The organism is Streptomyces sp. NPDC056061 (assembly GCF_042266885.1).
In the GTDB taxonomy this organism is placed as follows: domain Bacteria; phylum Actinomycetota; class Actinomycetes; order Streptomycetales; family Streptomycetaceae; genus Streptomyces.
The window spans coordinates 18,823-44,859 of the sequence record NZ_JBHJWQ010000022.1; the positions used below are offsets into that span (position 1 = coordinate 18,823).

The 26,037-nt window shown below is 74.3% G+C and carries 13 protein-coding genes; all 13 read right to left on the bottom strand.

Annotated elements, in window-relative coordinates; genetic code table 11:
• Positions 1-224: 224 nt before the first annotated feature.
• A complete protein-coding gene (locus ACFC79_RS26755; protein WP_376244772.1) occupies positions 225-2,738 on the bottom strand; it encodes an amino acid adenylation domain-containing protein in 2,514 nt (837 codons plus the stop codon).
• Entirely contained in the window at positions 2,735-4,306 is a 1,572-nt protein-coding gene (locus tag ACFC79_RS26760; protein WP_376244775.1) for an amino acid adenylation domain-containing protein, read from the bottom strand. The genes ACFC79_RS26755 and ACFC79_RS26760 overlap by 4 nt, the downstream gene beginning before the upstream one ends.
• Entirely contained in the window at positions 4,303-5,610 is a 1,308-nt protein-coding gene (locus ACFC79_RS26765) for an enoyl-CoA hydratase/isomerase family protein (RefSeq protein ID WP_376244778.1), read from the bottom strand. Before ACFC79_RS26765 ends, ACFC79_RS26760 begins: the two co-directional genes overlap by 4 nt.
• On the bottom strand, positions 5,607-8,819 hold the full coding sequence (locus ACFC79_RS26770) for a condensation domain-containing protein (RefSeq protein ID WP_376244780.1): 3,213 nt from the start codon (positions 8,817-8,819) through the stop codon (positions 5,607-5,609). The genes ACFC79_RS26765 and ACFC79_RS26770 overlap by 4 nt, the downstream gene beginning before the upstream one ends.
• The gene (locus tag ACFC79_RS26775; RefSeq protein ID WP_376244783.1) at positions 8,816-10,081 is read right to left on the bottom strand and encodes an MFS transporter; all 1,266 of its coding nucleotides are present in this window, start codon (positions 10,079-10,081) and stop codon (positions 8,816-8,818) included. Before ACFC79_RS26775 ends, ACFC79_RS26770 begins: the two co-directional genes overlap by 4 nt.
• Positions 10,074-14,201 carry an amino acid adenylation domain-containing protein gene (locus ACFC79_RS26780; protein ID WP_376244785.1) on the bottom strand — a complete coding sequence of 1,376 codons (4,128 nt, stop codon included), beginning with the start codon at positions 14,199-14,201 and terminating at the stop codon, positions 10,074-10,076. The genes ACFC79_RS26775 and ACFC79_RS26780 overlap by 8 nt, the downstream gene beginning before the upstream one ends.
• Positions 14,198-15,463, bottom strand: a complete 1,266-nt coding sequence (locus ACFC79_RS26785; protein ID WP_376244788.1) for a MupA/Atu3671 family FMN-dependent luciferase-like monooxygenase — start codon at positions 15,461-15,463, stop codon at positions 14,198-14,200. Before ACFC79_RS26785 ends, ACFC79_RS26780 begins: the two co-directional genes overlap by 4 nt.
• Positions 15,456-20,096 (bottom strand): beta-ketoacyl synthase N-terminal-like domain-containing protein, encoded by a 4,641-nt coding sequence (locus ACFC79_RS26790; protein WP_376244791.1) that lies wholly within the window; start codon positions 20,094-20,096, stop codon positions 15,456-15,458. The genes ACFC79_RS26785 and ACFC79_RS26790 overlap by 8 nt, the downstream gene beginning before the upstream one ends.
• The gene (locus ACFC79_RS26795; RefSeq protein WP_376244794.1) at positions 20,093-21,943 is read right to left on the bottom strand and encodes an amino acid adenylation domain-containing protein; all 1,851 of its coding nucleotides are present in this window, start codon (positions 21,941-21,943) and stop codon (positions 20,093-20,095) included. Before ACFC79_RS26795 ends, ACFC79_RS26790 begins: the two co-directional genes overlap by 4 nt.
• A 34-nt stretch (positions 21,944-21,977) precedes the next feature.
• On the bottom strand, positions 21,978-23,618 hold the full coding sequence (locus ACFC79_RS26800) for a condensation domain-containing protein (protein ID WP_376244796.1): 1,641 nt from the start codon (positions 23,616-23,618) through the stop codon (positions 21,978-21,980).
• A complete protein-coding gene (locus ACFC79_RS26805) occupies positions 23,615-24,421 on the bottom strand; it encodes a thioesterase II family protein (RefSeq protein WP_376244799.1) in 807 nt (268 codons plus the stop codon). Before ACFC79_RS26805 ends, ACFC79_RS26800 begins: the two co-directional genes overlap by 4 nt.
• A 447-nt stretch (positions 24,422-24,868) precedes the next feature.
• Positions 24,869-25,771 carry a LysR family transcriptional regulator gene (locus tag ACFC79_RS26810; RefSeq protein WP_376244801.1) on the bottom strand — a complete coding sequence of 301 codons (903 nt, stop codon included), beginning with the start codon at positions 25,769-25,771 and terminating at the stop codon, positions 24,869-24,871.
• 30 nt (positions 25,772-25,801) lie between these two features.
• Positions 25,802-25,999, bottom strand: coding sequence for a hypothetical protein (locus ACFC79_RS26815; protein ID WP_376244804.1), 198 nt, complete (start codon positions 25,997-25,999; stop codon positions 25,802-25,804).
• Positions 26,000-26,037 lie beyond the last annotated feature (38 nt).

The window sequence follows — 26,037 nt, forward strand, 5'->3', positions numbered from 1 at the left end:
CCCGCGACGACGACCGGGCCACCGGTCCGCACGGGTCGTGCGGGAAGCAGTGCGCCCGGTGGCGCCGGGCGTCCGTGCGGGGCGGGGCCGTGCGGCCGGGAGGGGGCGGGGAGGCGCGGGCGCCCGGCGGGGCGCGGCGCACGGTGCGGACGGTGCGGTCCCCTCCCGCCGTGCCACCGCGGGAGGGGCGCGCGGCCGGTCGTACGGGCCGGCCGCGCACCCCCTCAGGGCGCGGGGAAGCCCCCGCCCCGGCGTGCGGTCATCAGCGCCTTCGCGAGCGTCTCCACCGTCGAGCAGGCGAACAACACGTGCACCGGGATCTCCAGGCCGAACTCCTCCTGGAGCTTCAGGGCCGCCCGGGTGGCGACGAGCGAGTCCCCGCCGAGCTCGAAGAAGTCGTCGTGGGCGCCGACCTCGTCGGCCCACAGCGCCTCGGCCCAGACCCGGGCCACCGCGCGCTCCGCCGGGGTGCGCGGCGCCACGAACCCGGTCTCCAGACCGGACCGGTCGCCGTCCGGCGCGGGCAGCGCCGCGCGGTCCGTCTTGCCGCTGGTGGTCAGCGGCAGCCGGTCCAGGAAGACGAACGCGGCCGGCACCATGTACCCGGGCAGGGTGCGCCCGCACCACTCGCGCAGGGCACCGACGCCGAGCGCCCGGCCCGCCACCGGGACGCAGTACGCCACCAGCGCCCGCCCGCCCGGCAGGTCCTCACGGGCGGTCACCACACAGGCGGCGACGTCCGCGTGGGCCAGCAGCGCCGCCTCGACCTCGCCCGGCTCGATGCGGAAGCCCCGCACCTTCACCTGATGGTCCAGCCGCCCCAGGAACTCCAGGTTCCCGTCCGGCAGCCACCGCACCAGGTCCCCGGTGCGGTACACCCGCCCCGCCGCCCCCGGGAACGGCGCGCCGGTGAACCGCTCCTCCGTCAGGTCGGGTCGGCCCAGGTAGCCGCGGGCCAGTCCCGCGCCGCCGATGAGCAGCTCACCGGGCACCCCGACCGGCACCGGCCGGTCGGCCTCGTCGACGACGTACACCTCGGTGTTGGCCGTGGGCCTGCCGATCGGGACCGGGTCCGTCGCGTCACGGATCTCGGCGGTGGTCGCGTAGACGGTGGTCTCGGTCGGGCCGTAGCCGTTGACGACGCGACGGCCCACCCGCAGCATCCTCGCGGCGAGATCCGCGGGCAGCGCCTCGCCCGCCGTGAAGAGGGTGAGCTCGCACGGAGCCTCCCGGTCGCCGAGCGCGTCCAGCAGCGGCCGCCAGGCCGACGGGGTGGCCTGGACCAGGGTGACGGCGTGCCGGTCGACGAGACCGGCCAGCGCGCTCGGCGTGCGGACCTGGTTCCGGTCCGCGCCGATCAGGGTGCCGCCGGTGAGCAGCGGCAGGAACACCTCGACATTGGCGATGTCGAAGGTGGACGACGTGCTGAACAGCACCCGGTCGCAGGCCGGTGGGGGGAACGTCCGGCACATCCCGAGCAGCAGGTTGACCAGCGAACCGACCGTGATCGCCACGCCCTTGGGGGTGCCGGTGGAGCCCGAGGTGTGGAGCACGTACGCGAGGTTCTCCGGACCGGCGGCGGGGGAGGGGAGGCCGTCGCGGGCGGCGGCGATCGCCTCCCGGTCGGTGTCCACCGCCACCAGTCTCCGCCCCGCGCCGGGGAACCGGTCGCGCAGCGACTCCTGGGTGACGACGACCGGCGCCGCCGTGTCGGCGAGGACGAACGCGAGGCGCTCCGCGGGATGCTCCGGGTCGAGCGGCACGAAGGCCCCGCCCGCCCGCAGCACGGCCAGCAGCGCGACGATCAGCTCGGTGCCGCGCTCCAGGCAGACGCCGACCGGCACGTCCGGTGCCACGCCCAGTGCGCGCAGGTGGCGGGCCAGCCGGGCGACCCGGGCGTCCAGCTCCCGGTAGCCGACCTCCTCGGTGCCGAACACCACGGCCGTCGCGTCCGGTGTGCGGGCGGCCTGCTCGGCGACCAACTCGGCGACCGTCGACCCGGTGGGGAACTCGACGACGTGACGGCCCCGCTCCAGTGTCCGGTCGCGCTCGTCCGGCGTGAGCAGGTCGAGACGGCCGACGGTGGCGCCGGGGTTCGCGCAGACGGCCTGCGTCAGGGTGAGCAGGGCACCGGTGAACCGCTCGGCGGTCGCGGCGTCGAACAGCGCGGTGCGGTACTCCAGACACAGGTGGATCTCGGCGCCCCGCTCGGCGTGGCTCAGCACCAGATCGGGCGGGCACCCTCCTTCCGGGGCCTCCCATGCGGCGTCCTGCGGGGCGAACACCGCCTGCACCAGCGGGTGATGACCGGCGGCCGTCTCCGGTGCGAGGACGGCGGCGAGTTCGCCGAACGGTGGCCTCGGCCGTGCCCCGGCCGACCGCAGGGCCGCGTCGGCCCGCCCGACGAGCCGCCCGAGGTCCGGGTCGCCGCCGAGATCCGTCCGGACGACGACGAGTTCGCCGTCCAGGGGTGTGCCGACGGCGACATCACGCCTGCGGCTCCACCGGCCCAGCAGGAGCTGGTACAGGGCGAGCAGCGCGACGGACGGGACGACGCCGCAGGCCGCGGCCGTCTTGCGCAGGGCGTCGGCGCCACCGGCCGGCACGGTCCGGGTGTGCCGGGCCGTGCCGCCGTCCGGCACCGCGGGACGCGGCCGGTCGGTGGGCAGCCCCAGGGGCTCCAGACCGGCGAGTTCGGTGCGCCGGCGTTGCAGCGCGTCGGTGGATGCGTCGGTCATGACCCCTCCCGGGTGGCGAGGATCCGCGCGAGTGCGTTGCGGTCCGTCTTTCCGTTGTCGTTGAGCGGCAGTCCGTCCAGCCGCCGGATCCGGGCGGGCACCATGTGCAGCGGCACCCGGTCGCCCAGCCATGCCTCGAACACGGCAGGATCCACCTCGCGCCCGGCGTACCCGGCGACGAGTTCCGTCTCGCCGTCGTCCGTGGGCAGTGCGGCCACCGCCACGTCGACGACGTACGGGTGACGCCGCAGCACCGCCTCCACCTCGCCGATCTCGATCCGGTGCCCGCGCACCTTGACCTGCTGGTCGAGACGGCCGCAGTGCACCATGACGCCGTCCACGCGGCGGACCCGGTCACCGGTGCGGTACCAGTGGCGGTCGGTGAGCGGGGCGGTGCCGTCGTACACGACGGCCCGGCTGCCCTCCTCGTGGGAGAGGAACCGTCCGGCGTTCTCCCGCGGATCGAGGTAGCCGTCGAACCGCTGCGGCCCGCGCACGCACAACTCGCCCTCGTCGGCGGGCAGCCCGTCCTCGTCCAGCAGGACGCCCTGCATGTGCGGGAACATCACCCCGATCGGCACGGTGCCGCCCGGATACTCCGGCCAGTGCGAACTCGGCCCGGTCAGGCGGTGGTTGGTGCAACAGATGGCCAGCTCGGTGGGGCCGTACACGTTGTGGATCTGCGACGCGGGGGCCACCTCGCGCCACAGCGCCGCGTGCTGGGCGGTGACCGGCTCCGCGCCGAACATGCTGTGGCGCAGATTGACGGCCCGGCCCGTCGGCAGGTTGCCGAGCCGCTGCGCCTCCCGCACCACCGACGGGACCGAGAACCAGTGCGTGAGCCGCCGCTCCACGATGAAGTCCACCGGGGCGTACAGGTCGGTGGCCGACGGCACGACCAGGGTGCCCCCGCCGCCCCAGGTCGCGAACAGGTCGAAGACGTGCGCGTCGAAGGTGAGCCCGAACACCTGCGACAGCCGTGTGCCGGGCGCGATCTCGTAGCGCGTGATGTTGTGCGCGAGGTACGGCGAGATGTGGCGGTGCAGGATCGGCACGCCCTTGGGCTGGCCGGTCGACCCCGAGGTGAACAGGAGGTACGCCTCGCCGCCGAGGTCGTACGGCGCCGGAGGTGTTCCCGGGGATACCGGGCCGTCGGCCCGCTCGTCCTCGTCGAGTTCCAGCACGGTCGGCCGGTGCCGCTCGGGAAGGAGTGAGAACAGACCGGCCGAGCGGCCGTCGACCAGGGCGACCTCCACCCCCGCGCGCTGGGCGATGTCCAGGTTGCGCTGCTCGGGGTGGTCGGGGTTGAGCGGGACGATGCCCGCGCCGAGCCGCTGGACGGCCAGGTAGCCCGCGTAGGCGGCGACCGTCCGGGAGGCGACGAGCGCCACGCGGCGCGGCGCGCGGCCGTGCTTGTGCACGATCCGGTCCGCCAGGGTCATGGCCAGGGCCCGGAGCCCGGCGAAGGTGAGGACCTCGTCGCCGACCTCCAGGGCCGGCCGATCCGGCAGCCGCAGGGCCGACTCCTCGAACCACTGGTACAGGGTGCGCTGCTGAACGGATGTCATCGGTTCCTCGATATCCAGGTGCGTTCCAGGTTCTCGACGAGGTCGGGGCTGTGCAGGCGGCGGCACTGCTCGACGGCGTAGTCCGCCAGGTAGTGCCGCAACAGGTCCTCGGGCTCCTCGTGGGCGTGCAGGACACGCCGGTTCGCCACGACGGCCGGATCGGCGAGGGCGGCGGCCGCGGCGTCGACCGCCGCGTCCATGCGCGCGGCGGGCACCGCCTCGTCGCACAGCAGCCGCCCCTCGGGCGAGGACGCGTCGATCCGCCGGTCGTCGAAGATCGACTGCCGGGCGAGCCGGTTGCCCGCCACCCGCGGCAGCCGCAGGTTCGCCGCGCCCGGGATGATGCCCTCGCGCAGCGCGGGCAGGGTGAAGTAGGCGTCGTCGGTCGCGATCACCCGGTCGAAGACGAGCAGGATCTGCGCCGCGCCGCCGATCGCGAAGGAGTCCACGGCGGCCACCCACGGCTTCTCCACGGCCCCGGGCAGCCAGTCCCGGCCGTCGTCCGGCACGCTGAGCCCCCGGAACACCTTGTTGATGTATCCGAGTTCCCGGGCGAGGAAGAAGTCGACGAGCGAGATCTCGCCCCGGTACAGGCGGGTGAGGTTGATGCCCGCGCCGAACACCCGGCGTCCGGCGTGGCGCGGATGGGTCATCGGGGCGCCGCGCATGACGCCGACCCGGATCCGGTCGTCCAGCAGGACCAGGTCGACCGCGGTCTCCAGGGCCGCGACCAGCAGATCGTCCTCCGCGTTGAGGAACTCCGCGTTGTTCACGGTCACCTCGCCCACGTCGCCGCGCCGTTCGACGGAGGCGATACCGAGGTCGGCGCGGCCGGTCGCGCGGAAACCGGCGAGTGCCGCCAGCGACCTCGGACCCGGCCTGCGCATGGCTTCCATCAGGTGCCGTCCCGCCGTCTCCGCGCGCAGCAGCCCGTGGAAGAAGATGCCGTGGTCGATCTCCCGGCCCTCCTTCTCCCGCTGCGGTCGCCGTCGCTCGGTCTCGATCTGCTCCTTCGTCGGCACCAGACCGGGCACCAGCTCCGCCGCCGCGGCGGCGAGTTCGTCCAGCCGCCGGAACATCCGCAGTTCGTCGGTGAGTTCGGCGTACAGGCGCTCCGCGTGGAGCGTGACGAACTGGTGCCGCAACCGGCGGGCCGCCGTGTGCAGTGGCCCGTCGGCCCCGCCGAGCGGCCCGTCGGTGTCCGGTTCGTCCTCGACGCGGGTGAGGAAGGCGGTCGTCGCCGCGAGGTCGTCGGGGTAGGCCCCGCCGAGCCGGGGTGCGGCCACCGCGTTCGTCGTCGTCATCGGTTCCTCCTCCGGCCGAGTGCACGGCCGCGTGTCCTCATCGCCGCCTGCCGCGTCCGGCCGCGGTCGGAGCCGGTGCCGGGCGCCGCCGGTGGTGTGGCGTCGGGTGTGTCCTGCGGCCCGGCGCCGGCCGCGCCCGCGAACAGCGACGCCATGGACCGCACGGTGGAGTGCCGGAACAGGTCGACCACCTCGATGTCGCGCTCCAGCGCCGCCCGCAGGCGGTCCCGCAGCCGGATGAGCAGCAGCGAGTTGCCGCCCGCGTCGAAGAAGCCCACCTCCGGGCCCACGACGCGGCCCAGGACCTGCTCCCACACCTCCGCGACGAGGCGTTCGGCCGCGTCCAGCGGCTGCTCGTCCGCTGCCCGTGCCGCGGCCCGTGCCGTCTCGCGCCGCGCGGTCGCCTCGGCGAGTGCCCTCGCCAGCCCGGTGCGGTCCGGGCGTCCGCCGGGCAGCAGCGGCATGTGGTCCAGGACCTCCAGCCGTCCGGGCAGCATGTACCCGGGCAGCGACTCCACGAGATGCCCGCGCAGGACCTCGGCGGTCGCGCCCGTGCCGGGCCGGACCACGACCACGGCGGTGAGCCCGTCGCCCGACCCCGCCTCCCTGGCATGCGTCAGTACCTCGGCGCGCACCACGGCGGGGTGCGCCAGCAGCGCGGCCCGCACATCGACCGCGGCCACCCGGACGCCGCGCACCCGGACCTGTTCCGCGGCCCGCCCGGCGAACACCAGGCGCCCGTCCGGTGTGCGGCGGGCGAGGTCGCCGGTGGCGAACAGCCGACCGCCCGGCCGCGTCGCGAACGGGTCGGGCCGGAACCGATCCGCGGTCGCGCCCGGCATGCCCAGGTAGCCGCGGGCCACGGCCGGGCCCCCGATGTGCAGTTCGCCGACGACGCCCGGCGGGACCGGCCGGCCCGCCGGGTCCAGGACATGGGCCGTCGCCGCGGCCGGGGCGCCGAGCGCCACCGGGTCCGTGTCCGGTGCGACCGGTCCGCCGAGGGCGGGCCCCGCGGTCTCGGCGGTGACGTACAGCTGGTGCACCGCCTCGGCCCCGGCCCCGTAGGCGGCCCGCACCTGCGCGGGCACCAGCGGTTCGCCCCCGGTCAGCACGTGCGCGGCGCCGGGCACCGGTGCGGGCAGTTCCGAGGGGGCGCAGTACACCGTGCCGGGGGCGGCGCCGTCCGGCACCACCACCCGGCCGCCACGGGTGAGCGGGGCGAAGAGTTCGAACACCGCGCCCGGCGCGTCCGGCGGACCGAGCGGCACCACCGCGTCGAGGGCCGCGGCGGGCAGCGCCCGGTGGGCCCAGCGCAGCCGGGACGCCAGTTGGCGGTGCTCGGCGACCACGGTCCTGGACTCCCCGGTGGCGCCGGACGTGCGCAGCACCCAGGCGGCGTTGCGGGGCCCGACCGGCGCGGCGGGTCCGTCCGGTGCACCGTCGGCCGGATCCCCGGCCCCCGGCCCGTCGGCCGCTGCGTCCAGCTCGATCACGTGCACCCGGGTGTGGTCGAACAGCGAGAACGACGCGTTGTCCGCCAGGACGGTGTCCACCCCCAGGTCGTCCACGGCCAGCCGCAGCAGGAAGGCGGGCGTCGCCGGGTCCAGCGGGACGCACACCCCGCCCGCCCGGAGCACGGCGAGATGGGCGGCCACGAGGTCGAAGGAGACCGGTGCGCACACCCCCACGCACACCTCGGGTCCGACACCGCGATGCCGCAGCCGGGTCGCCAGGCGCTCCGCGGCGGCGTCCAGCCGCCGGTAGGTCCAGGACCGCCCCGCGCCCGCCACGGCCACGGCGTCCGGGGTGCGGGCGGTCTGCTCGGCCACCAGGGAGTGCAGGCACTCCTCGGCGGCGGGTTCCCCGGCCGCCGGGTTCCCTTCCCCGGCCAGTTGCGCGTGCTCCGCCGCGGTGGGCCGCGCCAGTGCGGAGACCCGGGCCCGAGGATCCGCGCCGATCCGCTCCAGCACGGTCCGCAGCCGGGCCAGCAGCGACTCCGCGGTGGCGTCGTCGAAGAGGCAGGTGCGGTAGTCGACGAGGGCGAGCAGTCCGTCCTCGGTCTCCACGGTGTCGATCGCGAGGTCGGTTTTCACCGTGGGCAGCCGCAGTTCCGTCGCCCGGAACACCGCCCCGCCCGCCCGGTGGACCGGCGCCGCCGGCTGATGGGTGTACATCACCTGATACAGCGGGTGGTAGCTCGGGTCGCGGGCGATGCCGAGCGCGTCCATCACCTCGTCGACGGGCAGATCGGCGTGGTCCAGGGCGTCCAGCAGGTCGCCGCGCACCCGGCCCAGCAGCTCGACGAACTCCGGGTCGTCCGACAGGTCGGCGCGCAGCACCACGGGCCGGGTGAGGTAGCCGATGAGGCCGGTGCTGTCGGTGGTCTCACGGCCGGAGACGGCCATGCCGGTGAGCACGTCGGTGCCGCCGTACCGGCCGAGCACCACGTCCACCGCCGCCTTGAGCACCATGAACAGGCTGCACCGGCGGGCGCGGGCGAGCCGTCCGAGCGGCTCCACCACCTCGTGCGGCAGGACGGTGGTACGGCGGCCGCCGTCGTGCCCGCCGCGTGCCGGGCGGGGCCCGGTCAGCGGCAGTTCCAGGACCTCGGGGGCACCGGCGAGCCGCTCGGTCCAGTACCGCAGGTTCTTCTCGCGGTCGCGGTCGTCCTGCTCCGTGCGCGCGGCGAGGAAGGCGCCCTGGTCGACGGCCGGCTCCGGCAGCGGCGAGGGCAGGCCCCGTGCGAATGCCTCGTACAGTGCGACGAGTTCGGTGGTGAAGACGTCCAGCGACGCACCGTCGAAGACGATGTGGTGGACGCCGACGAGCAGCCGGTGCGCGGTGTCGCCGAGCCGCAGCAGCCGGACCCGCAGCAGCGTCCCGCCGTCCACGTCGAACGGGGTGCGCGCGAAGGCGTCGGCGAGTGCGTCCGCCCGGCCCGCCGCCTCGACGACCTCCGTGGCGATCGGTGCCGGTGCGCCGATGTGCTGCACGGGTTCGCCCGCCGCATCCCGCACGATCCGGGTGCGCAGCGCGGGGTGACGACGCGTCAGTTCAGTGAGGGCGTCGCGAAGGGCTCCGGTGTCCAGCGGCCCGTCGATGTCGACGGCGAACGGAATGCTGAAGAAGGGGTCACCGGGGCGCAGTTGGGCCAGGGCCCACAGTCTGCGCTGGGCCGGGGTGAGCGGGAGGTGCGGATCGGCCGTCATCGGGCCACCTCCGAGTCGGCGGTCGCCGGACCGGCGGCCGTCCCGGCCCGGCGGGCCCCGCGCAGCGAGTGCAGGGCGAGCAGGGCCGCGGCGGGCAGCAGCAGCGCGCCGGTGAGGATGATCGAATGGGCGATGCCGATCAGGTCGGCGGCGACCCCGCCCAGGACCACGCCGAGGATGGTGAAGTTGACCATCAGCGCGTTGAGCAGGCCGACGCCCCGGCCCCGCAGGGCCTCGGGCAGGTCGCTCAGCAGGGTGTTGGCCACCGGCACCTGGAACAGGCCGGAGCCGAGCCCCGCCACCAGGCACCACACCAGCACCACGGACACGCCCAGCGAGTCCCGCAGCCGGCCCGTCGGGTCCAGGAGCAGCAGGGAGACCCCGAACAGGACGATGGAGCCGATGAGCAGCTTCCGGTCGGAGAACCTGCGGACCATCGGCGGCCCGGTCAGCGCCCCGGCGATCGACCCCGCTCCGAACGCCGCCTGGGACAGGCCGAAGTCGAGCGGCTTCAGGTCGAACACGGCGAGCAGCTGGGAGTTGAGGTTGGTGGTGAACAGACCGAGGGCCAGCATCACGGGCACCAGCACCACCGCGAGGAAGCGCAGCGAGGGAACGGCGAGCACCCCGCCGATCCCGGTGCGCAGGGACCGCCAGTAGGATTCCCGGCCGCTGTCCGGTCCGGGGACGGGCACCTCGCGCAGCACCGCCATGCTGCCCAGCAGCACCGCCGAGATCACGAACGTCGCCGCGTCGATGACGAAGACGGCGGTGACGCTGCCGATGGCGAGCAGCAGCCCGCCCAGCGCGGGGCCCACCAGGTTGAGGGTGTGGTTGGTCGACTGGAAGAGCGCCACCGCCGTCGGAATGCTGTGCCCGCGCACGACCAGCGGGATCGCCGTGATCCGGGCCGTCTCGAAGACCGCCTTGCCGACGCCGCTGAGCAGGACCAGCACGAGCAGCAGCAGCGGCTGGTCGCGCACCGTGATCATCGCCAGTGCGAGCACGGCCCGGATCAGGTCGGAGCCGACCATCAGCAGCCGGGCCGGAATCCGGTCGGCCAGCGGGCCCACGAACGCGCCGAGCACGCCGGAGGGCAGCAACTGGGCGATGACCACCAGCGACACGTACAGGACCGGGTTGCCGGTCTCGGTCGCCACCACGTAGATCAGAGTGATCTTGGTGATGGCATCGCCGAGGAAGGACGAGACGACGGACAGCCAGTAACGGATGTACGTCCGGTCCTTGAGGAGCTCAAGCATGCTTCACGGCCTTTCCTGCCGGCGTCGGCGCCGACCCGTCGCCGGACGCCGTGCCGTCGGATCCGCCCACGACCTCGTCGAGGACCTCGGCAAGCTTCGCGACGTGCGGGTGGCGCATCATCGTGTAGTGATTGCCGGGGACCGTCCGGACATCGACCCGCTGCCCGGTCAGCTCCCGCCACGAGGCGGCGAGGTCGTGCTCCTCCTCGGCCGCCCGCAGCAGTGTGACCCGTCCCTTCAGCGGAGTCGGCCGGAAGTTCCACAACAGCCGCAGATTGGCCAGCCACAGGTCGAGGACCTGGCCGATCTGCTCGCGTCCGGCGTCCGGCGGCAGGTAGTCGGAGGCACGGGCCAGTTCCAGCAGGTAGTCCAGGTGCTCCTCGGGCGTCAGGGCCCGCAGCTCGTCCGCCGTCCTCAGCCGGTCGCCGTAGTCCCACTGGAGGTTCGCCGCGACGGCCTCGACGATGTCGGCCCGGTCCGGTTCCGATCCGGCGGGGACGACGGCGGGGGCGTGCGCGTCCATCATGACGACGGACACCTCCGCGCCGTCCTTCTCCAGCTCACCGGCGACGGCGAACGCGTTGGCACCGCCGTAGCACCAGCCGGCCAGTGTGTAGGGCCCCTGCGGCTGCACCTCGCGGATCAGGTCCGCGTACGCGGCGGCCCGCTCCCCGAAACCGGCGAACGGCAGTACCCCGTCGACCGGGGGCGGCGACGCCAGGGCGTACAGCGGCCGGTCGCCCCCGACGAGCCCGGCGAAGGGCATGTAGCAGACCACCTCGCTGCCCGCCGGGTGGGCGAAGAACACCGGGTTCCCGGCCGTTCCGGAGCCGATCTCCACGAGGTGGACACCGTCCTCCTCCCGGTACCCCTCGCGCAGCATGCGCGCGAACCGCTCCACGGTCGCGCCCCGGAAGATCGCCGCCATCGGCAGCTGCTGCCCGAAGTGCCGCTCGATCTCCGCCATCAGCCGCAGCACCAGCAGGGAGTGCCCGCCCAGGTCGAAGAACCGGTCGTGCAGCCCGACCGGCGTCACCCCGAGCACCTCCTCCCAGATGTGCGCCACCTCCAGCTCGACGGCGTCGCGCGGCGGGACGTAACTCCCCGCGTCCCGCTCCACGACGGGCGCGGGCAGTGCCCGGCGGTCGACCTTGCCACTGGTGTTCAACGGGAGCGTCTCCAGCCGAACGATCACCGACGGCACCATGTAGTCCGGCAGCACGCCCCGCAGGTGCTCGCGCAGGGCCTCCGCGGGCACGGACGCGTCGGCGCTCTCGACGTACCCCACCAGCCGCTTGTCGCCGGGCCGGTCCTCCCGGACCAGTGCGACCGCGCGCCGCACCGCCGGGTGCTCCTCCAGTCGTGCCTCGATCTCGCCGAGCTCGATGCGGAAGCCGCGCAGCTTGACCTGGCCGTCGTCGCGGCCGAGGAAGACCAGCGTGCCGTCGGAGCGCAGCCGTGCCCGGTCGCCGGTCGCGTACAGCCGGGCGCCGGGCCGGTCGCCGAACGGGTCGGGCACGAAACGCTCCGCCGTCGGCCCCGGGCGGCCGCGGTAGCCGCGGGCCACGCCGGTGCCGCCCAGGTACAGGTCGCCGGGCACGCCGATGGGGACCGGACGCATCCGGTCGTCAAGGACGTACACCCGGGTGTTGGCGAGCGGGCGGCCGATCGAGATCTGCCCGGTGCCGCTGTCCAGCCGGTGCGCAGTGGACCAGACGGTCGTCTCGGTGGGGCCGTAGACGTTCCAGGTGCGGCCCGGCGCGCGGACCAGCCGCTCGGCGAGGGACGGCGGCAGCGCCTCGCCGCCCACCAGGGCGCGCAGCCGCCCGTCGTCCTCCCGGCCCGCCTCCACCAGCAGGTGCCAGGTCGCCGGGGTGGCCTGCATGACGGTCGCGCCGGTCTCCGCGAGCACCGCCGTCAGCCGGTGCCCGTCGACCGCCTCCTCCTTGCGCACGACGTGCGTGCGCGCACCGGCGACGAGCGGTGCGTACAGCTCCAGACCCGCGATGTCGAAGGTCACCGGGGTGACCGCGGCGAGGACGTCGTCCGGCCCGAGGCCGATCTCGTCCACCATGGCCAGCAGCAGGTTGACCAGATTGCGGTGGGTGACCTCCACGCCCTTGGGCCGCCCGGTGGAGCCGGAGGTGTAGATGACGTACGCCAACCGGTCCTCGCCGCCCTCGGCACGGGCCGGTTCGGGCGACTCGGCGGCGACGGCCGCCGCGTCGGTGTCCAGGCACACCCGCCCGCCGGGGCAGCCGTCGAGGGCGTCCAGCAGCCCCGAACGGGTCACCACCAGCCCGGCACCCGCGTCGGTGGTCATGTCCACCAGTCGCGACGACGGATACCCGGCGTCCAGCGGCAGATAGGCACCGCCCGACATCAGCACGCCCAGCAGCGCGGTCACCAGATCCACCGAGCGGTCCAGACAGACCCCGACGACCGACTCGGCCGTCACGCCCCGGCGGCGCAGGTACGAGGCGAGGCGGCCCGCCCGGTCGAGGAGTTCGGCGTAGCCGACCCGCTCGTCGCCGCAGGAGACGGCGACCGCGTCCGGAGCGGCCGCGGCGGAGCGCCGCACCAGGTCCTCCAGGCACACACCCGCCTCACGCTCCGCCGCGGTGTCGTTCCACTCCACCAGCAGGGTGCGGGCCTCCGCGTCGTCGACCAGAGACAGGTCGCGCACGGCGAGCTCCGGAGCAGCGGTCATCTGCTCCAGCAGCCGCACGATCTGACGGGCCATCCGGTCCATCGTGCTCGCGTCGAACAGATCGGTGTTGTACTCCAGCACCGCGTGGAAGTGGTCCTCGGCGACGGCCGGGTCGTCGAAGAAGCCCAGCATCACGTCGTCCTTGGCGGTGGCGTTGTCGAGCATCAGCTCCTCGACCTCCAGCCCCGCCATCGGCACCTCCTCCTCGTGATGGAAGTCCACGAGGATGAACGAGGTCTGGAACAACGGCGTACGACTCGGGTCGCGATCCGGCGCCAGCTCGTCCAGCAGCGTCCCGAACGGGATGTCGTTGTGGTCGAACGCGCCCAGCATCGTCGTGCGCGTCGCCCGGAGCAGCTCCCGCACCGTCATCCCGGGCCGGACCGCGGTGCGCAGCGGCAGCATGGTCAGGAAGTACCCGACCATCGGCTCCGTCTCGGGCCGGCCGCGGGTGGACGACGTGGTGCCGACCACGATGTCCTCCTGCCCGGACAACCGGTGCAGCAGCACCTGCCAGGACGCCAGCAGCGCGACGAAGACCGACACCCCCTCGCGCCGGGCCAGGTCCCGGACGGCCCGGGTCAGTTCCGCGGTCAGTGGGAACTGATGGCGCGCGCCGTGCGAGGTCTGCATCGGCGGACGCGGCCGGTCGGTGGGCAGTTCCAGTACCGGGGCGGCGCCGTCGAGCTGCTGCCTCCAGAACGGCAGATGGCGTCGCGCGACCTCCTCGCGCAGCCATCGCGGCTGCCACTCGGCATAGTCCGGGTAGTGCACCTCGATCGCCGGGAGTTCCGGTTCCCGGCCGGTGGCGAACGCCGTGTAGAACTCGGCGATCTCGGCATTGAAGATGCCCATCGAACCGCGGTCCCAGACCAGGTGGTCCACCGTGCCCACCAGCACGTGCTCCCGGTCGTCCAGGCGCAGCAGCGCCACCCGCAGCAGTGGGCCGCGCACCAGGTCGAAGGGGGTGCGCAGCTCCTCGGTGGCCAGCCGCAGCATCTCCTGTTCGCGCCGCTCGGCGGGGACGGGACGCAGGTCCAGCCGGCGCACCGGAACCGCCATCGCCCCGTGCACGACCTGCACGGGCGCGTGACCGTCCTGCTCGAACGTGGTACGCATCGCCTCGTGCCGGTCCACGAAGGCGTCCACCGCGCGTTGCAGCGCGTCCGGGTCGAGTGCGCCGCGCAGCCGCGAGGCGAAGTACACGTTGTAGACCGGATCCCCGGGGTCGAACTGGTGGATGAGCCAGATCCGTTCCTGGTCCACCGTGAGCGGGACCCGGTTCCCGCCGGTGCGCCGGGGCACGGGCCCCGCCGTGGCGGGGGCCTGGGCACGCTCGCGCATCCGCCGGTCCAGCAGGGCCCGCTGGGCCGGGGTGAGACCGGCGAGCCGGTCGGCAAGTTCCGTCATGACCGCTCTCCTTCGGGCGTGCCCCGGTACCGGTTCCTGAGCTCGGTGAGGTGTTCCAGGCCCTTCAGCACCTGGTCCTCGTCGAGTCCGAAGTCGACGAGGCATGCGACCTCGTCCACCCCGATGTCGACGAGGTCCTCGATGAGCGACTCGCACGTGTCCGGCGTGCCGAGCAGGGCCAGCGAGTCGAAGTACCGCTCGAAGGTGGCGGCGAGCATGACGTCCCGCTCGGCCTCGCCGAGCTTCGAGAACTCGCTGCCGAAGCTGTCCTGCTGGGCCAGGAAGGTCTTCAGGTAGCCGGTCAGCGGCCCCCGCACCAGCTCCCTCGCCTCGTCCTCGTCCGACCAGAGGAAGGTGTGCACCATCGCCGTCACCCGGCCGGTCGCCGGATCGTGCCCGGCCGCGGCCCGTGCCTCGCGGTACGCGGCCACCTTGTCCTTCAGATCGGTCGGCCGCTGCGCCACCAGCCCGGTCAGCAGATGCGCGCCGATCTCCCCGGCCCGCACGAACGTCTCCGGGCTGCCCTGCGCCGACACCCACACCGGCAGCACCGGACGGAGCGGGCGCGGCAGGGTGCGGACGGTCTGCGAGGACCCGTCGGCGCGCGGCAGTTCGACGCTCTCGCCCGCCCACAGCCGCCGAATGGTGTCGATCGCCTCGAACATCTCGTCCTTGCGGTGCGGATAGCGCCGCTGCCCGTCGCCGGGCGCCAGGATGAAGTCGTCGGGATGCCAGCCCGAGGCGGCGGAGATCGCGGCCCGCCCGCCCGACAGGTTGTCGACGACGGCCCACTCCTCGGCCACCCGCACCGGGTGGTGCAGGGGCAGGACGGTGCTGCCGGCCCGGATCTCGATGCGCTCGGTGAGCACGGCGATGGCGGCGGCCAGCACCGACGGGTTCGGGTAGAGGCCGCCGAAGTCCACGAAGTGGCGTTCGGGGACCCAGATGCCGCTGAAGCCGTTGGCGTCGGCGTAGCGGGCGCTGTCCAGCAGCAGTTGGTACTTGCCCGGTCCGGCGGCGGTGCCGTCGCCGGAGAAGAAGAACAGGCTGAAGTCCATGACGCTGTCCGGCCGCCGACCGCGGCGCGCGGCGGCGGACCGGGCGGCGGGGCGCTCCCCGGTGTCGAGGGAGGCGGGGGCCTTGGCGCCCCGGTCGCGCAGCGATCTCTCCAGTACGGCGCGCTGCTCCGGGGTCAGCGAGGCGAGCCGTTCCTGGATTCGCCGCGTCGTTCCGTCGTCGGGTCCGGTGGTCTCGTCAGACATGATCGCCCCTCAGCTTCGCCTCTGCCTCGTCCGCGGAGAGGCTCTCGACCTCGCGCAACAGCGCCTCGAATTCGTCAAGTCCGATCGCCTCGGCCTGGTGTGCCCGGATCGCCGCGGCCAGCGCCGGGACGGTCGGTGCCTCGAAGACGGCACTCATCGGGAAGTCACCGTGCGCCCGGCGCAGCCGTCCCACGATCTGGATCGCGAACAGCGAGTTCCCGCCCAGGTCGTAGAAGTCGTCGTCCGGGCCGATCGGCGACACCCCGAGCATGTCGCGCCACACCCGGGCCACCGACTGCGCGACCTCGTCGTCCGGCCACACCGTCGCCGGGTCCCAGTCGTCGTCGGACCGCTCCCGCCCGCTGCCGAGCGCGTCGGTGAACGACGTGGCGGTGAGCCCCGACTGGTCGGCGAGCACCTCGTGGAAGTCCGCCCGCGAGACCACGACCTGCGGCAGCCCGCCCGCGAGGGCCGCGCGTGCCAGGGCCAGGCCGTCGGCGACCGGGACGCCCTGCGTGCGGCGCAACCGCTCGTACAGCGCGCGCACCTCCGGCAGGCCCGCCATCTGCTGCTCGAACCAGTCGTCCCACTCCCACTGAGCCCAGTCGACGGTGACCACGGTCCGTCCGTCGGCCGCGGCGGCCTGGGCGTAGGCGTCCAGGAACGCGGCGGTGGCGCAGTTCTCGGACTGGCCGAAACCGCCGACGATGCCCGTGGTCGCCGAGCCGAGGAGGAAGAACTCCGGCTCCTCGGCGGCCAGCAGTTCGCCCAGCAGCAGCGTCGAGCGCACCCGGGCGGCCAGCACCGCGTCGAAGTCGCCGCGCTCCTTCAGCGCGACAAGTCCCGAGCCCCGTTCGTCGGCGAGGTGCAGCACGCCCCGGACGGCCCCGAACAGGCTCCGTGCCTCCTCGACGACGCGGCCCGCCCGGTCGGGGTCGGCGAGATCGGCGCCCCGGTAGACGACGGCGTCCGGCCGGGCCGCGCGCAGCGCCGCGAGGCGTGCCACCCGGTCCCGGACCCCCGCGTCGTCGCCCGCCGCACCGGTGAGCCAGGACGCCCAGTCGTCCTCCGCGGGGAAGTCCGGGGCGCCGACCAGCATCAGCCGCGCCCCGACGGACGCCAGATGCTCGGCGAAGGAGAGCCCGGCCTCGCCGGACACCCCGGTCACCAGATACCCGGCGTCCTCCCGCCACGCACGCTCGGGCGCCACCGCCGCGAGTTCCACCGGCGCGAACGCCCGCAGCAGCCGCAGGCCGCCCCGGTGGGCGACGAGCGGTTCGCGGCCGGGCCCGGACAGTTCGGCGACCAGCCGCCCGGCCGCCCGGGTGCGTTCCGACGCGTCGCGGGGGAGTTCGATGTCGATGCTGTGGCAGGTCAGCCAGGCGTACTCCTGCGGGAGCACGGTGACCGCGCCGTACAGGGTGGCCCGTTCGGGGCGCACGACGGCGCTGCCGTGGGCGTCCTGGAGGCCGTCGGTGACGACGTCGACGCGCACCGGTCGCGTGTCGCCGCTCTCGCCCAGGGTCCGGGCCAGTGCGACCAGGCTGTGGAAGCCCGCGTCCAGCGCGTCGCGGTACCTGTCCGCGGCGCCGGTCCCGTCCTCGTCCCCGCCGCCGACGGACCAGCCGTGCAGGATGCGGTCGGGTGTCGTGCCGTCGCCGCGCAACTCCCGTACGAGACGGGGGAGGTGACCGGGGTCCGCGGGATCGGCGGTGAAGTCGTGCCCGGACCTGCGGGCGTACGCCGTCCCCTTGCGCACGGTGACGACCGTGTGGCCGCCCGCCCGCAGGGCGGCGGACACCTCGTCGGTGAGTCCGTGCTCGTCGGTGAGGACCAGCCAGGTCCGCGGCTCACCGACGGACTCCTGCGGCACGGCCGGCAGCGGCGCGCGATGCCAGACGGGGGCGTACGTCCATCGGGCCGGGTCGGTGCGCGCACTCCCGCCTCCGGACGTCGCCCCGGGCCGGGGCAGCAGATGGCTGCGGCCCTCGAAGGGGTAGGCGGGCAGCGGGACACGGCGCCGGGCCCGGCCGCGGTGCAGCGCCGCCCAGTCGACCGGCACCCCGAGCCGCCACAGCGCGCCCAGCCCCTCGCGCACCGACCGGTGCCCGGCGGCCTCCTGCGTGCCGCGCGGCCGGCGCAGCGGCGCCACCACCGTCGAGGGCTCCGGGCGGCTTCGCACCAGGCCGCTCAACTGGCTGCCGGGGCCCACCTCGACGAACACGACGGGCCCTCGCTCGGCCAGTGCGCCGATCCCGTCCGAGAACCGCACCGGGCGGCGGGTGTGGGCGACCCAGTACTCCGGGTCCGTGGCCTGCTCGTCGGTGATCCAGGTGCCGGTCACGTTCGACAGGAACGGGATGCGCGGCTTGTTCAGCCGCACCTGGCGCAGCACCTCGGCGAGTCCGGGCAGTGCCGGTTCCACGAGAGCGGTGTGGAAGGCGTGCGAGGTCTCCAACTCCCGTACGGGCACGCCGCGTTCCGTCAGCACCCGACGGGCCTCGGCGACCTCCTGCGGGGTTCCGGCCACCACGCAGGAGCCCGGTGCGTTGACGGCGGCGATCGTCGCACGGCCGTCCAGCGCCTCGGCGAGCGCGTCCTCGTCGAGCAGCACGGACAGCATCCGGCCGGGCGGCAGATCCTGCATCAGCCCGGCCCGCCGGGCCACCACCCGCAACGCGTCCTCCAGCGTGAACACCCCGGCCAGGCAGGCCGCGACGAGCTCACCGATGCTGTGCCCGGTCATCGCGTCGGGGCGCACGCCCCAGGACATCAGCAGCCGCGCCACGGCGTAGTCGACGCAGAACACCGCGGGTTGGGTGTACCGGGTCTGCCGCAGCCGTTCGCGGGCCTCGTCCCCGTCGGCGGCGAACACGATCTCGCGCAGGTCCCGGCCGACGAGCGGGCGGAGGATCTCGGCGCAGCGGTCGAACGCCTCGCGGAACACCGGTTCATGGCGGTGGAGGTCCGCGCCCATGCCCGCGAACTGCGCGCCCTGGCCGGGCAGCAGGAATACCACGGCGGGCGCCGGGCCGTCCGGCGCGACCGGCTCGGCGGCGGGGACGGGGCGGCGCAGCTCGGCGGCGGCCGAGGCACGGTCGCCGGCCACCACGGTACGGCGGTACGGGAGGACGGCGCGGCCCGCCTGGAGGGTGTGCGCGACATCGGAGAGTCCGCCGTCCGGCTCCGCCTCCAGCGCGGCGGCCAGCCGCTCGGCGGTGGCGTGCAGGGCCTCCGGGGTGCGGGCCGACAGCGGCAGCACGTGCCAGTCGTCGTCCGGCTCCGGCCCGTCACCCTCCCCGGCGACGGCCGGCGCCGCCTCCAGGACCACGTGCGCGTTGGTGCCACCGATGCCGAAGGCGCTCACCCCGGCGCGCGGCGGACGTTCCGTCCGGGGCCAGGTCAGCCCCTCGGCGTCGACCCGGAACGGCCCCTTGTCGAGCGACAGGTGCGGGTTGGGGCTGCTGAAGTGCGCGGTCGGCGGGATGTGCCGGTGCTCCAGCGCCAGCGCCGCCTTGATCAGACCGGTGACACCGGCTGCCGCGTCGAGGTGGCCGACGTTCGACTTCACCGAGCCCAGATGGACCGTCCCGGCTCCGGCGGCGGGGCCGAACACCTCGGTGAGCGCCTGCACCTCGATCGGGTCGCCGAGGGGCGTGGCGGTGCCGTGCGCCTCCACGTACTGGATCGTGTCCGGCTCGACCCCGGCGACCGCCAGTGCCTCGGCGACGACCTCGGCCTGACCGTGCTGCGACGGCGCGGTGAAGCCGATCTTCGCCGCGCCGTCGTTGTTGACGGCACTGCCGCGGATCACCGCGTGGATGTGGTCGCCGTCGGCGACGGCGTCCTGAAGCCGCTTGAGCACCACCATCGCCACGCCGTCGCCCGACACGGTGCCGGTCGCCGCCGCGTCGAAGGGGCGGCAGTGCCCGTCCGCGGAGAGGATCGCGCCCTCCTCGTAGCGGTAGCCGCGCGGCTCGAACTCCCGCACCGCCACCCCACCGGCCAGCGCCAGATCCGACTCCCCGCTCAACAGCGACTGCACGGCGAGGTGCACCGTCACCAGCGACGAGGAACAGGCACTCTGCACGGTGAGACTGGGACCGGTGAGGCCCAGCTTGTACGACACCCGCAGCGCCGTCATGCCGGGGTCGTTGCCGATGGCCACCTGGATCTCGTCCGAGACCGGACCGTCCGTACCGCCGTGCGGGATGCGTTCGCGCAGGTAGCCGCTGCCCGACACACCGGCGAACACCCCGGTCCGGCCCTCGGCGGCGCCCGCCGGGTACCCGGCCCGCTCCAGGGCCTGCCAGGACGTCTCCAGCAGCAGGCGGTGCTGCGGGTCCATCAGCTCGGCCTCCGAGCGGGTGACACCGAAGAAGTCGGCGTCGAAGCGGTCGAAGCCGTCCAACGGGAAACCGGATCTCACCAGCGCCGGATCGTCCAGCAGGCTCTGCGGCACCCCGGCCGCCGCGAGTTCCTCGTCGGTGTAGCGGGTGCCGCCCTCCTCACCCGCCACCACCATGCGCCACAGCGCGTCGACGTCCTCGGCGCCCGGGAAACGCCCGCTCATCCCGATGATGGCCACGCACTGCTCGGGCAGCTCCGTCTCGTGCGTCACGCGTTCCGTCATGCGTTCCCCCCATGCGGTTCGGATGTGGACCGGCCCCCGCCGGGGCCGTTCTGTGCCGCGAGCAGTTCGTCGAGGGCGCCCGCGAGTTCCCGTACCGTCGGCCGGTCGAAGAACATCCGCAGCGTCACCCCGACGCCCAGCCGCTCCCCGACGACGGCCACGGCCCGGGTGGCGAGCATCGAATGGCCGCCCAGCTCGAAGAAGTCGTCGTCCAGCCCCACCCGGTCGACCGACAGCACCTCGGCCCAGACGTCCGCCACCGCCTTCTCGACGGGGGTGTCCGGGGCGGCGAAGCCCGCGTCCAGGTCGGGCCGCACCGTGTCCGGGGACGGAAGCGCCCGCCGGTCGGTCTTGCCGTTGAGCGTCAGCGGCATCCGGTCCAGCACCGCGTACACGTTCGGCAGCATGTACTCGGGCAGGCTCCGGGCCAGGTGTTCGCGCAGCTCCGACGGCCCGGCCGGGGCCGCGGCGACCCAGTACGCCACCAGCCGCGGCTCCCCGGCGGCGTCCCGGTCGACGACCACCGCCGCGTCGCGCACCGCCGGATGCCGGGCGAGCGCGTTCTCGATCTCGCCGAGCTCGATGCGGTGGCCGCGCACCTTCACCTGGAGGTCCAGGCGGCCCAGGTACGCGTGGTCGCCGTCCGCATCGCGCCGGGCGCTGTCGCCGGAACGGTACCGGCGCGCACCCGGCACGGCCGCCTCCGGGTCGGGCACGAAGCGTTCCGCGGTGAGGGCCGGGCGACCCAGGTAGCCGCGGGTCACGCCCGCCCCGCCGACGTACAGCTCACCGGCCGTGCCCGGCGCCGCCTCCAGACCGTCGGCGCCGAGCACCCGCATCGTCCAGCCGTCGAGTGCCCCGCCGATCACGCTGTCGCCCGCGTCCGCGCAGTCGGCAGCCGTCATCCGCCGACAGGTGGAGTGCACCGTGGTCTCCGTGATTCCGTACATGTTCACCAGCACGGGCGCCGCGTCGCCGCGGCGGGCGATCCACGGGCGCAGCATCGCGGGCGGCAGTGCCTCCCCGGCGAGGACCACCAGCCGCAGGGCGAGTTCCGCGGGCCCGGGGCCCGCCGCCGCCCGCTCCTCCTCGTACCGGATCAGCTGCCGGAAGGCGGACGGCGTCTGGTTGAGGACGGTGACGCGCTCCCGGTGCAGCAGCGCGTGGAAGTCCTGCGGGGACCGGCGCACGTCGTCCGGCACGACGACCAGCCTGCCACCGTGCAGCAGCGCACCCCACATCTCCCACACGGACACGTCGAACGCCGCCGACGAGAACATCGACCACACGTCCTCGGGCCCGAACCGGAACCTGTCCCGGACACCGGTGAGCAGCGCCGTCACGTTGCGGTGCTCGACCATGACGCCCTTGGGTGTGCCCGTCGAACCGCTCGTGTAGATGACGTAGGCCAGGTTCGCCGGGCCCGTCGCGACGTCCGCGGGCGCGGTGCCGGGCAGGTCGTCGAGGCCGGTGCCGCCCGGACCGGTCACCACGGTGTGCGGGGCCCGCGGCCCGCCTCCGGCCTCGTCGGTCACCAGCACCGCCGCCCCGGCGTCGGCGAGCACGAACGCCTGCCGCTCCGGCGGGCTCGCCGGGTCCACCGGAACGTACGCCCCGCCCGCCTTGACCACCGCCAGCAGCGCGGTCACCAGGCCCGTGGCCCGCCGCATCCGGACGGCGACCCGTACCTCCGGACCGACGCCGAGCGTCCGCAGGCGGTGGGCGAGCCGGTTGGCGTCGCGGTCGAGTTCCCGATAGGTCCGACTGCCGTCGGGGCCGGTCACGGCGACGGCGTCGCCGCGGTCGGCGGCCCGCTGCGCGAACCACGCGTGAAGGGTCTGGGGCATGCCGGGGGTGTCCGGGCCCGCCGGGGCCCGTCCGTCAACGGTCACGATCGGTGTTCCTCTCGGTGCCGGGGCCGATGGCCCGGACCGCCGCGAGGTCCGGGACCGGCTTGTCGGGGACGGCGATGACTTCTTCCAACGTCCGCTCGTAGGCGGCGAGCAGAGCGGCCGGTGTGTCCGGCCCGAACAGATCGGTGTCGTACTCCAGGGCCAGCGCGACACCGTCGCCGCGCTCCTCCACGTACAGGCTCAGGTCGTACTTGGCGGTGTCCCGGGGGCCGGTGAGGTCCAGCACGCACCCGTCGAGCCCGTCGAGGACCGGGGGCCGCCGCGCGCCCAGATAGCTGAACATCACCCGGAAGACCGGCATGAAGTCCCGCCCGCGCCGGGAGACGAGGGTCTCGACCAGCTTGTCGAAGGGCAGGTCCTGGTGCGCCGTGGCGTCGAGCACCGCGCCCCGCACCCGGGCCAGCAGCTCCCGGAAGCCGGGGCCGCCGTCCAGCCGGGCGCGGACCGGCACCATGTTGATCAGGCAGCCCACCATGTCCTGCACCTCGGGACGGTTGCGGCCCGCCGCCGGAATGCCCACCGTGAGATCGGTGGTCCCCGCCCAGCCGGCCAGCAGCGCGAACAGCGCCGCCAGGTGCGTCATGTTCGGGGTGGCGCGCTCCCGGCGTCCGAACTCCCTTACGGCCCGGACGAGTTCCGGCCGCAGGTCCCGGGTGGCGACCGCCCCGCGGAAGCTCTTGGTGGCGGGCCGCGGGCGGTCGGACGGCAGGACCGGGGCCTGCGGGTCGTCCCCGAGCACGGCGCGCCAGTGGGTGATCAGGGAGTCCAGCGTGCGGCCGGTGAGCCACGCCCGCTGCGCGACGGCGTGATCCGCGCAGTGCCACGTCACCTCGGGCAGCACCTCCGGCGAGCGGCCGTAGAGCAGCCCCAGCTCGCGGTAGAGGACGGTCACCGAGGCGCCGTCGACCGCGATGTGATGGAACGTCAGCATCAACCGGTGTTCCGTCCCGCCGAGCCGGACCAGCCGGGCGGTCATCGGAGGAGCGCCGGCCAGGTCGAAGACGTGCGCGGCCTCCTCGGCGGCGATGCGCTCCGCCCCCGCCACCGGATCGGGGTCGTCCGCCAGGTCGGTGCAGGGCAACGGTACCGGCGCCGGGGGAGCGATCACCTGGTACGGGGTTCCGGAGGACGCCGCGTACGTCGTCCGCAGCACCTCGTGGCGGGCGACCAGTGCGTCCAGGGCGCGTGCCAGGGCGGCCCGGTCCAGCGCGCCGTGCAGACGCAGCACCGTGGGCACGTTGTACAGCGTGCTGCCCGGGTCCAACTGCTGCATGAACCAAAGCCGTTGCTGGGCGAAGGAGAGCGGCGGCCGCTCGTCGCGCACCCCCGGCCGTGGACCGGCGGCGGCCGGTTCCGCACCGCCCGGCTCCGCCGCCCTCATGGCCTCGCGCACCAGCCCGGCCATGGCCTCCAGGGAGTCCGCGCCGAGCAGTCGTGCCGGGTCGACCCGCGCGCCCAGATCCGTGTCGATCCGGTCCGCGAGCCGGTCCGCGGTGCCCGGATCGCCGCCCAGCGCCCCGAAGCGCGAGCCCGGCCCGACGCCGGTGACGTGCAGCAGCTCGCCCCACATCAGGGCGAGTTCCTCCTCCACGAATCCCATGGCCGTCATGCGCTCACGCCCTCGGGACACGAGGGACGCCCCGCCGGGCGCAGCAGGTCGAGGAGGCGCGGCGGCCAGGTGCCGAGGTAGAAGTGGCCGCCCTCGAAGACGTGCACCGAGGCGCCCGCCGTCGTATGGCGGCCCCACAACCCGGCCTCCGCCACCGGGACATCGGGGTCCGCGTCGGCCACGCACACCGTGACCGGGCAGCGCACCGTCGTGTCCGCCGATGCCCGGTACCTCCGCACCGCGCTCAGATCGGCGCGGAGCGCCGGGAGGAACAACCGGGCGAGCTCCTCGTCCTCGGCCACCGCCCGGCCGGTGCCGCCGAGCCCCACGACACGGGCGAGAACCTCCGCGTCCGGTTCCTCCTCGATGCCGCGCAGTCGGTCCGCGCGGTCCGCGTGGTGCGAGGGGGCGGAGCAGGCCGAGACGACGAGCGCGGCCGGGGCCGAGGCGGTGGACGCCGCCTCAAGACGCCTGGCGACCTCGAAGGCCACGAGGGCCCCCATGCTGTGGCCGAACAGGACGGGCCGGATCACCTGCCGTGCCCGCAGCACCCGGGCCACGGAGTCCGCGAGGGACTCCAGGGAGACGGAGGGCTCCTCGAACAGCCGGTTCTCCCGCCCCGGGTACTGCACCACCAGCACCTCGGTGTCCGGGGGCGGCGCCGCGGCCAGGCCGAAGTAGTAGCCGGCCGCACCGCCCGCGTGCGGGAAGCAGATCACCGCGCGGCCGGTCCCGGCTCCGGGACGGAAGCATCGGAGCCACCGGTCCGTGCCGTCACCGGCCATGTCTGTGTCACGAGTCAACGTTCATCCCTGTCGGATCCGTGTGCGTGGACGTCGAGAAGCGAAGGAGGGAAGAAGGAAGCGCGGGCGCATGGGTGCGCGGGTGCGGGGGAGTGGGGGGGAGTGGGGGCGGGGCCCGGTGCTCAACCCGTCCGGCGCACCTGCCGCGTCGTCCGTCCGGAGCCCCCGATCGGCCCGGCCCCGCTTCGCGACACCGGGCGCACGGCCCGCTCCGCCGTGGAGTCCGGAATGGAGGATCCCCCGATCCCGACCACCTCGATGGTCCTGTGCATGACGTCCCCCGTCGTCGTGAACGGCCCCGCCGAACGGGACCGCCCACAGCCTTGGCCAGAGCGAAGATCGCGGTCAATGTTCCGGCGACGGCGATTTCGATGCGGGGGATCGGCGAATTCGATGACCGCACGGAGCGGGCCGTGCCGACCGGATGCCCGGATCGTTCCGGCCACCTCAGCCCACCGGAACCGGCCGGTCCTGGGACATGAAGCGTGCCGTCTGGTCGATGAACGCCCGCATTTCGCGGGTCACCTGTTTGCCGTGCCGCCAGGCGATCTGCGTGTAGACCTCGAACGGGGGCTCCCAGTCGAGCACCGCAAGGGTTCCGGCGGTGACCGCCTCGGCGACCGCGATCTCCGGCAACACGCTGACCCCGAGTCCCGCGGCCACACCGCGTTTGATCGACTCGATGGTGCCGAACTCCAGCCACGGCGTTCCGGGTTCCCCGGCGCCCAGCTCGGCCGCAAGCAGCTCCTGGTACGAGCAGCCGGCCTCGGGCGCCAGCACGGGAACGCTCCGCAGCTCCTCCGTCGTGACGGCCGGCACTCCCGAGAGGGGGTGTCCGGCGGCCGCGACCGCCACGAGCCGTTCCCTCCCGAGGACCTCCGCCCGCACCCCCGCGTGCTCGGTCTGCGCCTCCATGAAGAACCCCATGTCGAGCGTCCCCCGGCGCAGCGCCTCGCAGGTCTGTGCCGAGGGGCTCGGCCGCAGCGCGATCTGCAACCGCGGATAGCGGTGGTGGAAGAACTCCAGTACCGGCGGCATCCGGTACGAGGTCAGACTCTCCACGGTGCCGACGGTGAGCACCCCGGAGGGTTCCGCCCACCCGGTTGTCCTCTCGCGGGCCTCCTCGACGAGGAACAGGATCCGCTCCGCGTAGGGAAGGAGCCGCTCCCCGGCCGGAGTGAGGCGGATCTTGCCGTGGAGCCGTTCGAAGAGTTCCACCCCCAGCGACACTTCGAGACTCTTGACCTGCGTGGTCACACTGGATTGTGCGTAGTGGAGCTCGGTCGCCGCCTGGGTGAAGCTGAGCAGTGTCGCGACCCGGTGGAACGTTGTCAGTTGTCTCAGGTCCATCTCATCCCCCGTGATTCACCGCTCCGCGCGTCACTGCCGGCCCATGTCGCTCCCCGACGTCTCGGCGCCCGGCCCCGGCCGGTCCTGGGCCCGCGGCTGCGGCCGTGCCTGCGCGGTCCGGCGGGCGGGGGAGGGGGCGGCCATCGCGACGGCGGCGCTGGGAACGGGGAACGTCGCGGCCGTGGGAACGGTGACGACGGCGGTCCCGACGACGCGGTCGCGGAGCAAGAGGAGCATCCTTCCGAGGCCGGTTTCCGTGGTGGTGG

What these genes read in the sequence shown, in the direction of transcription:
- ACFC79_RS26755 (WP_376244772.1), bottom strand. Translation starts at nt 2,738, where the DNA reads ATGACCGACGCATCCACCGACGCGCTGCAACGCCGGCGCACCGAACTC.
- ACFC79_RS26800 (WP_376244796.1), bottom strand. Translation starts at nt 23,618, where the DNA reads ATGACGGCCATGGGATTCGTGGAGGAGGAACTCGCCCTGATGTGGGGC.
- ACFC79_RS26810 (WP_376244801.1), bottom strand. Translation starts at nt 25,771, where the DNA reads ATGGACCTGAGACAACTGACAACGTTCCACCGGGTCGCGACACTGCTC.
- ACFC79_RS26785 (WP_376244788.1), bottom strand. Translation starts at nt 15,463, where the DNA reads ATGTCTGACGAGACCACCGGACCCGACGACGGAACGACGCGGCGAATC.
- ACFC79_RS26770 (WP_376244780.1), bottom strand. Translation starts at nt 8,819, where the DNA reads ATGACGGCCGATCCGCACCTCCCGCTCACCCCGGCCCAGCGCAGACTG.
- ACFC79_RS26775 (WP_376244783.1), bottom strand. Translation starts at nt 10,081, where the DNA reads ATGCTTGAGCTCCTCAAGGACCGGACGTACATCCGTTACTGGCTGTCC.
- ACFC79_RS26795 (WP_376244794.1), bottom strand. Translation starts at nt 21,943, where the DNA reads ATGCCCCAGACCCTTCACGCGTGGTTCGCGCAGCGGGCCGCCGACCGC.
- ACFC79_RS26760 (WP_376244775.1), bottom strand. Translation starts at nt 4,306, where the DNA reads ATGACATCCGTTCAGCAGCGCACCCTGTACCAGTGGTTCGAGGAGTCG.
- ACFC79_RS26780 (WP_376244785.1), bottom strand. Translation starts at nt 14,201, where the DNA reads ATGACGGAACTTGCCGACCGGCTCGCCGGTCTCACCCCGGCCCAGCGG.
- ACFC79_RS26765 (WP_376244778.1), bottom strand. Translation starts at nt 5,610, where the DNA reads ATGACGACGACGAACGCGGTGGCCGCACCCCGGCTCGGCGGGGCCTAC.
- ACFC79_RS26790 (WP_376244791.1), bottom strand. Translation starts at nt 20,096, where the DNA reads ATGACGGAACGCGTGACGCACGAGACGGAGCTGCCCGAGCAGTGCGTG.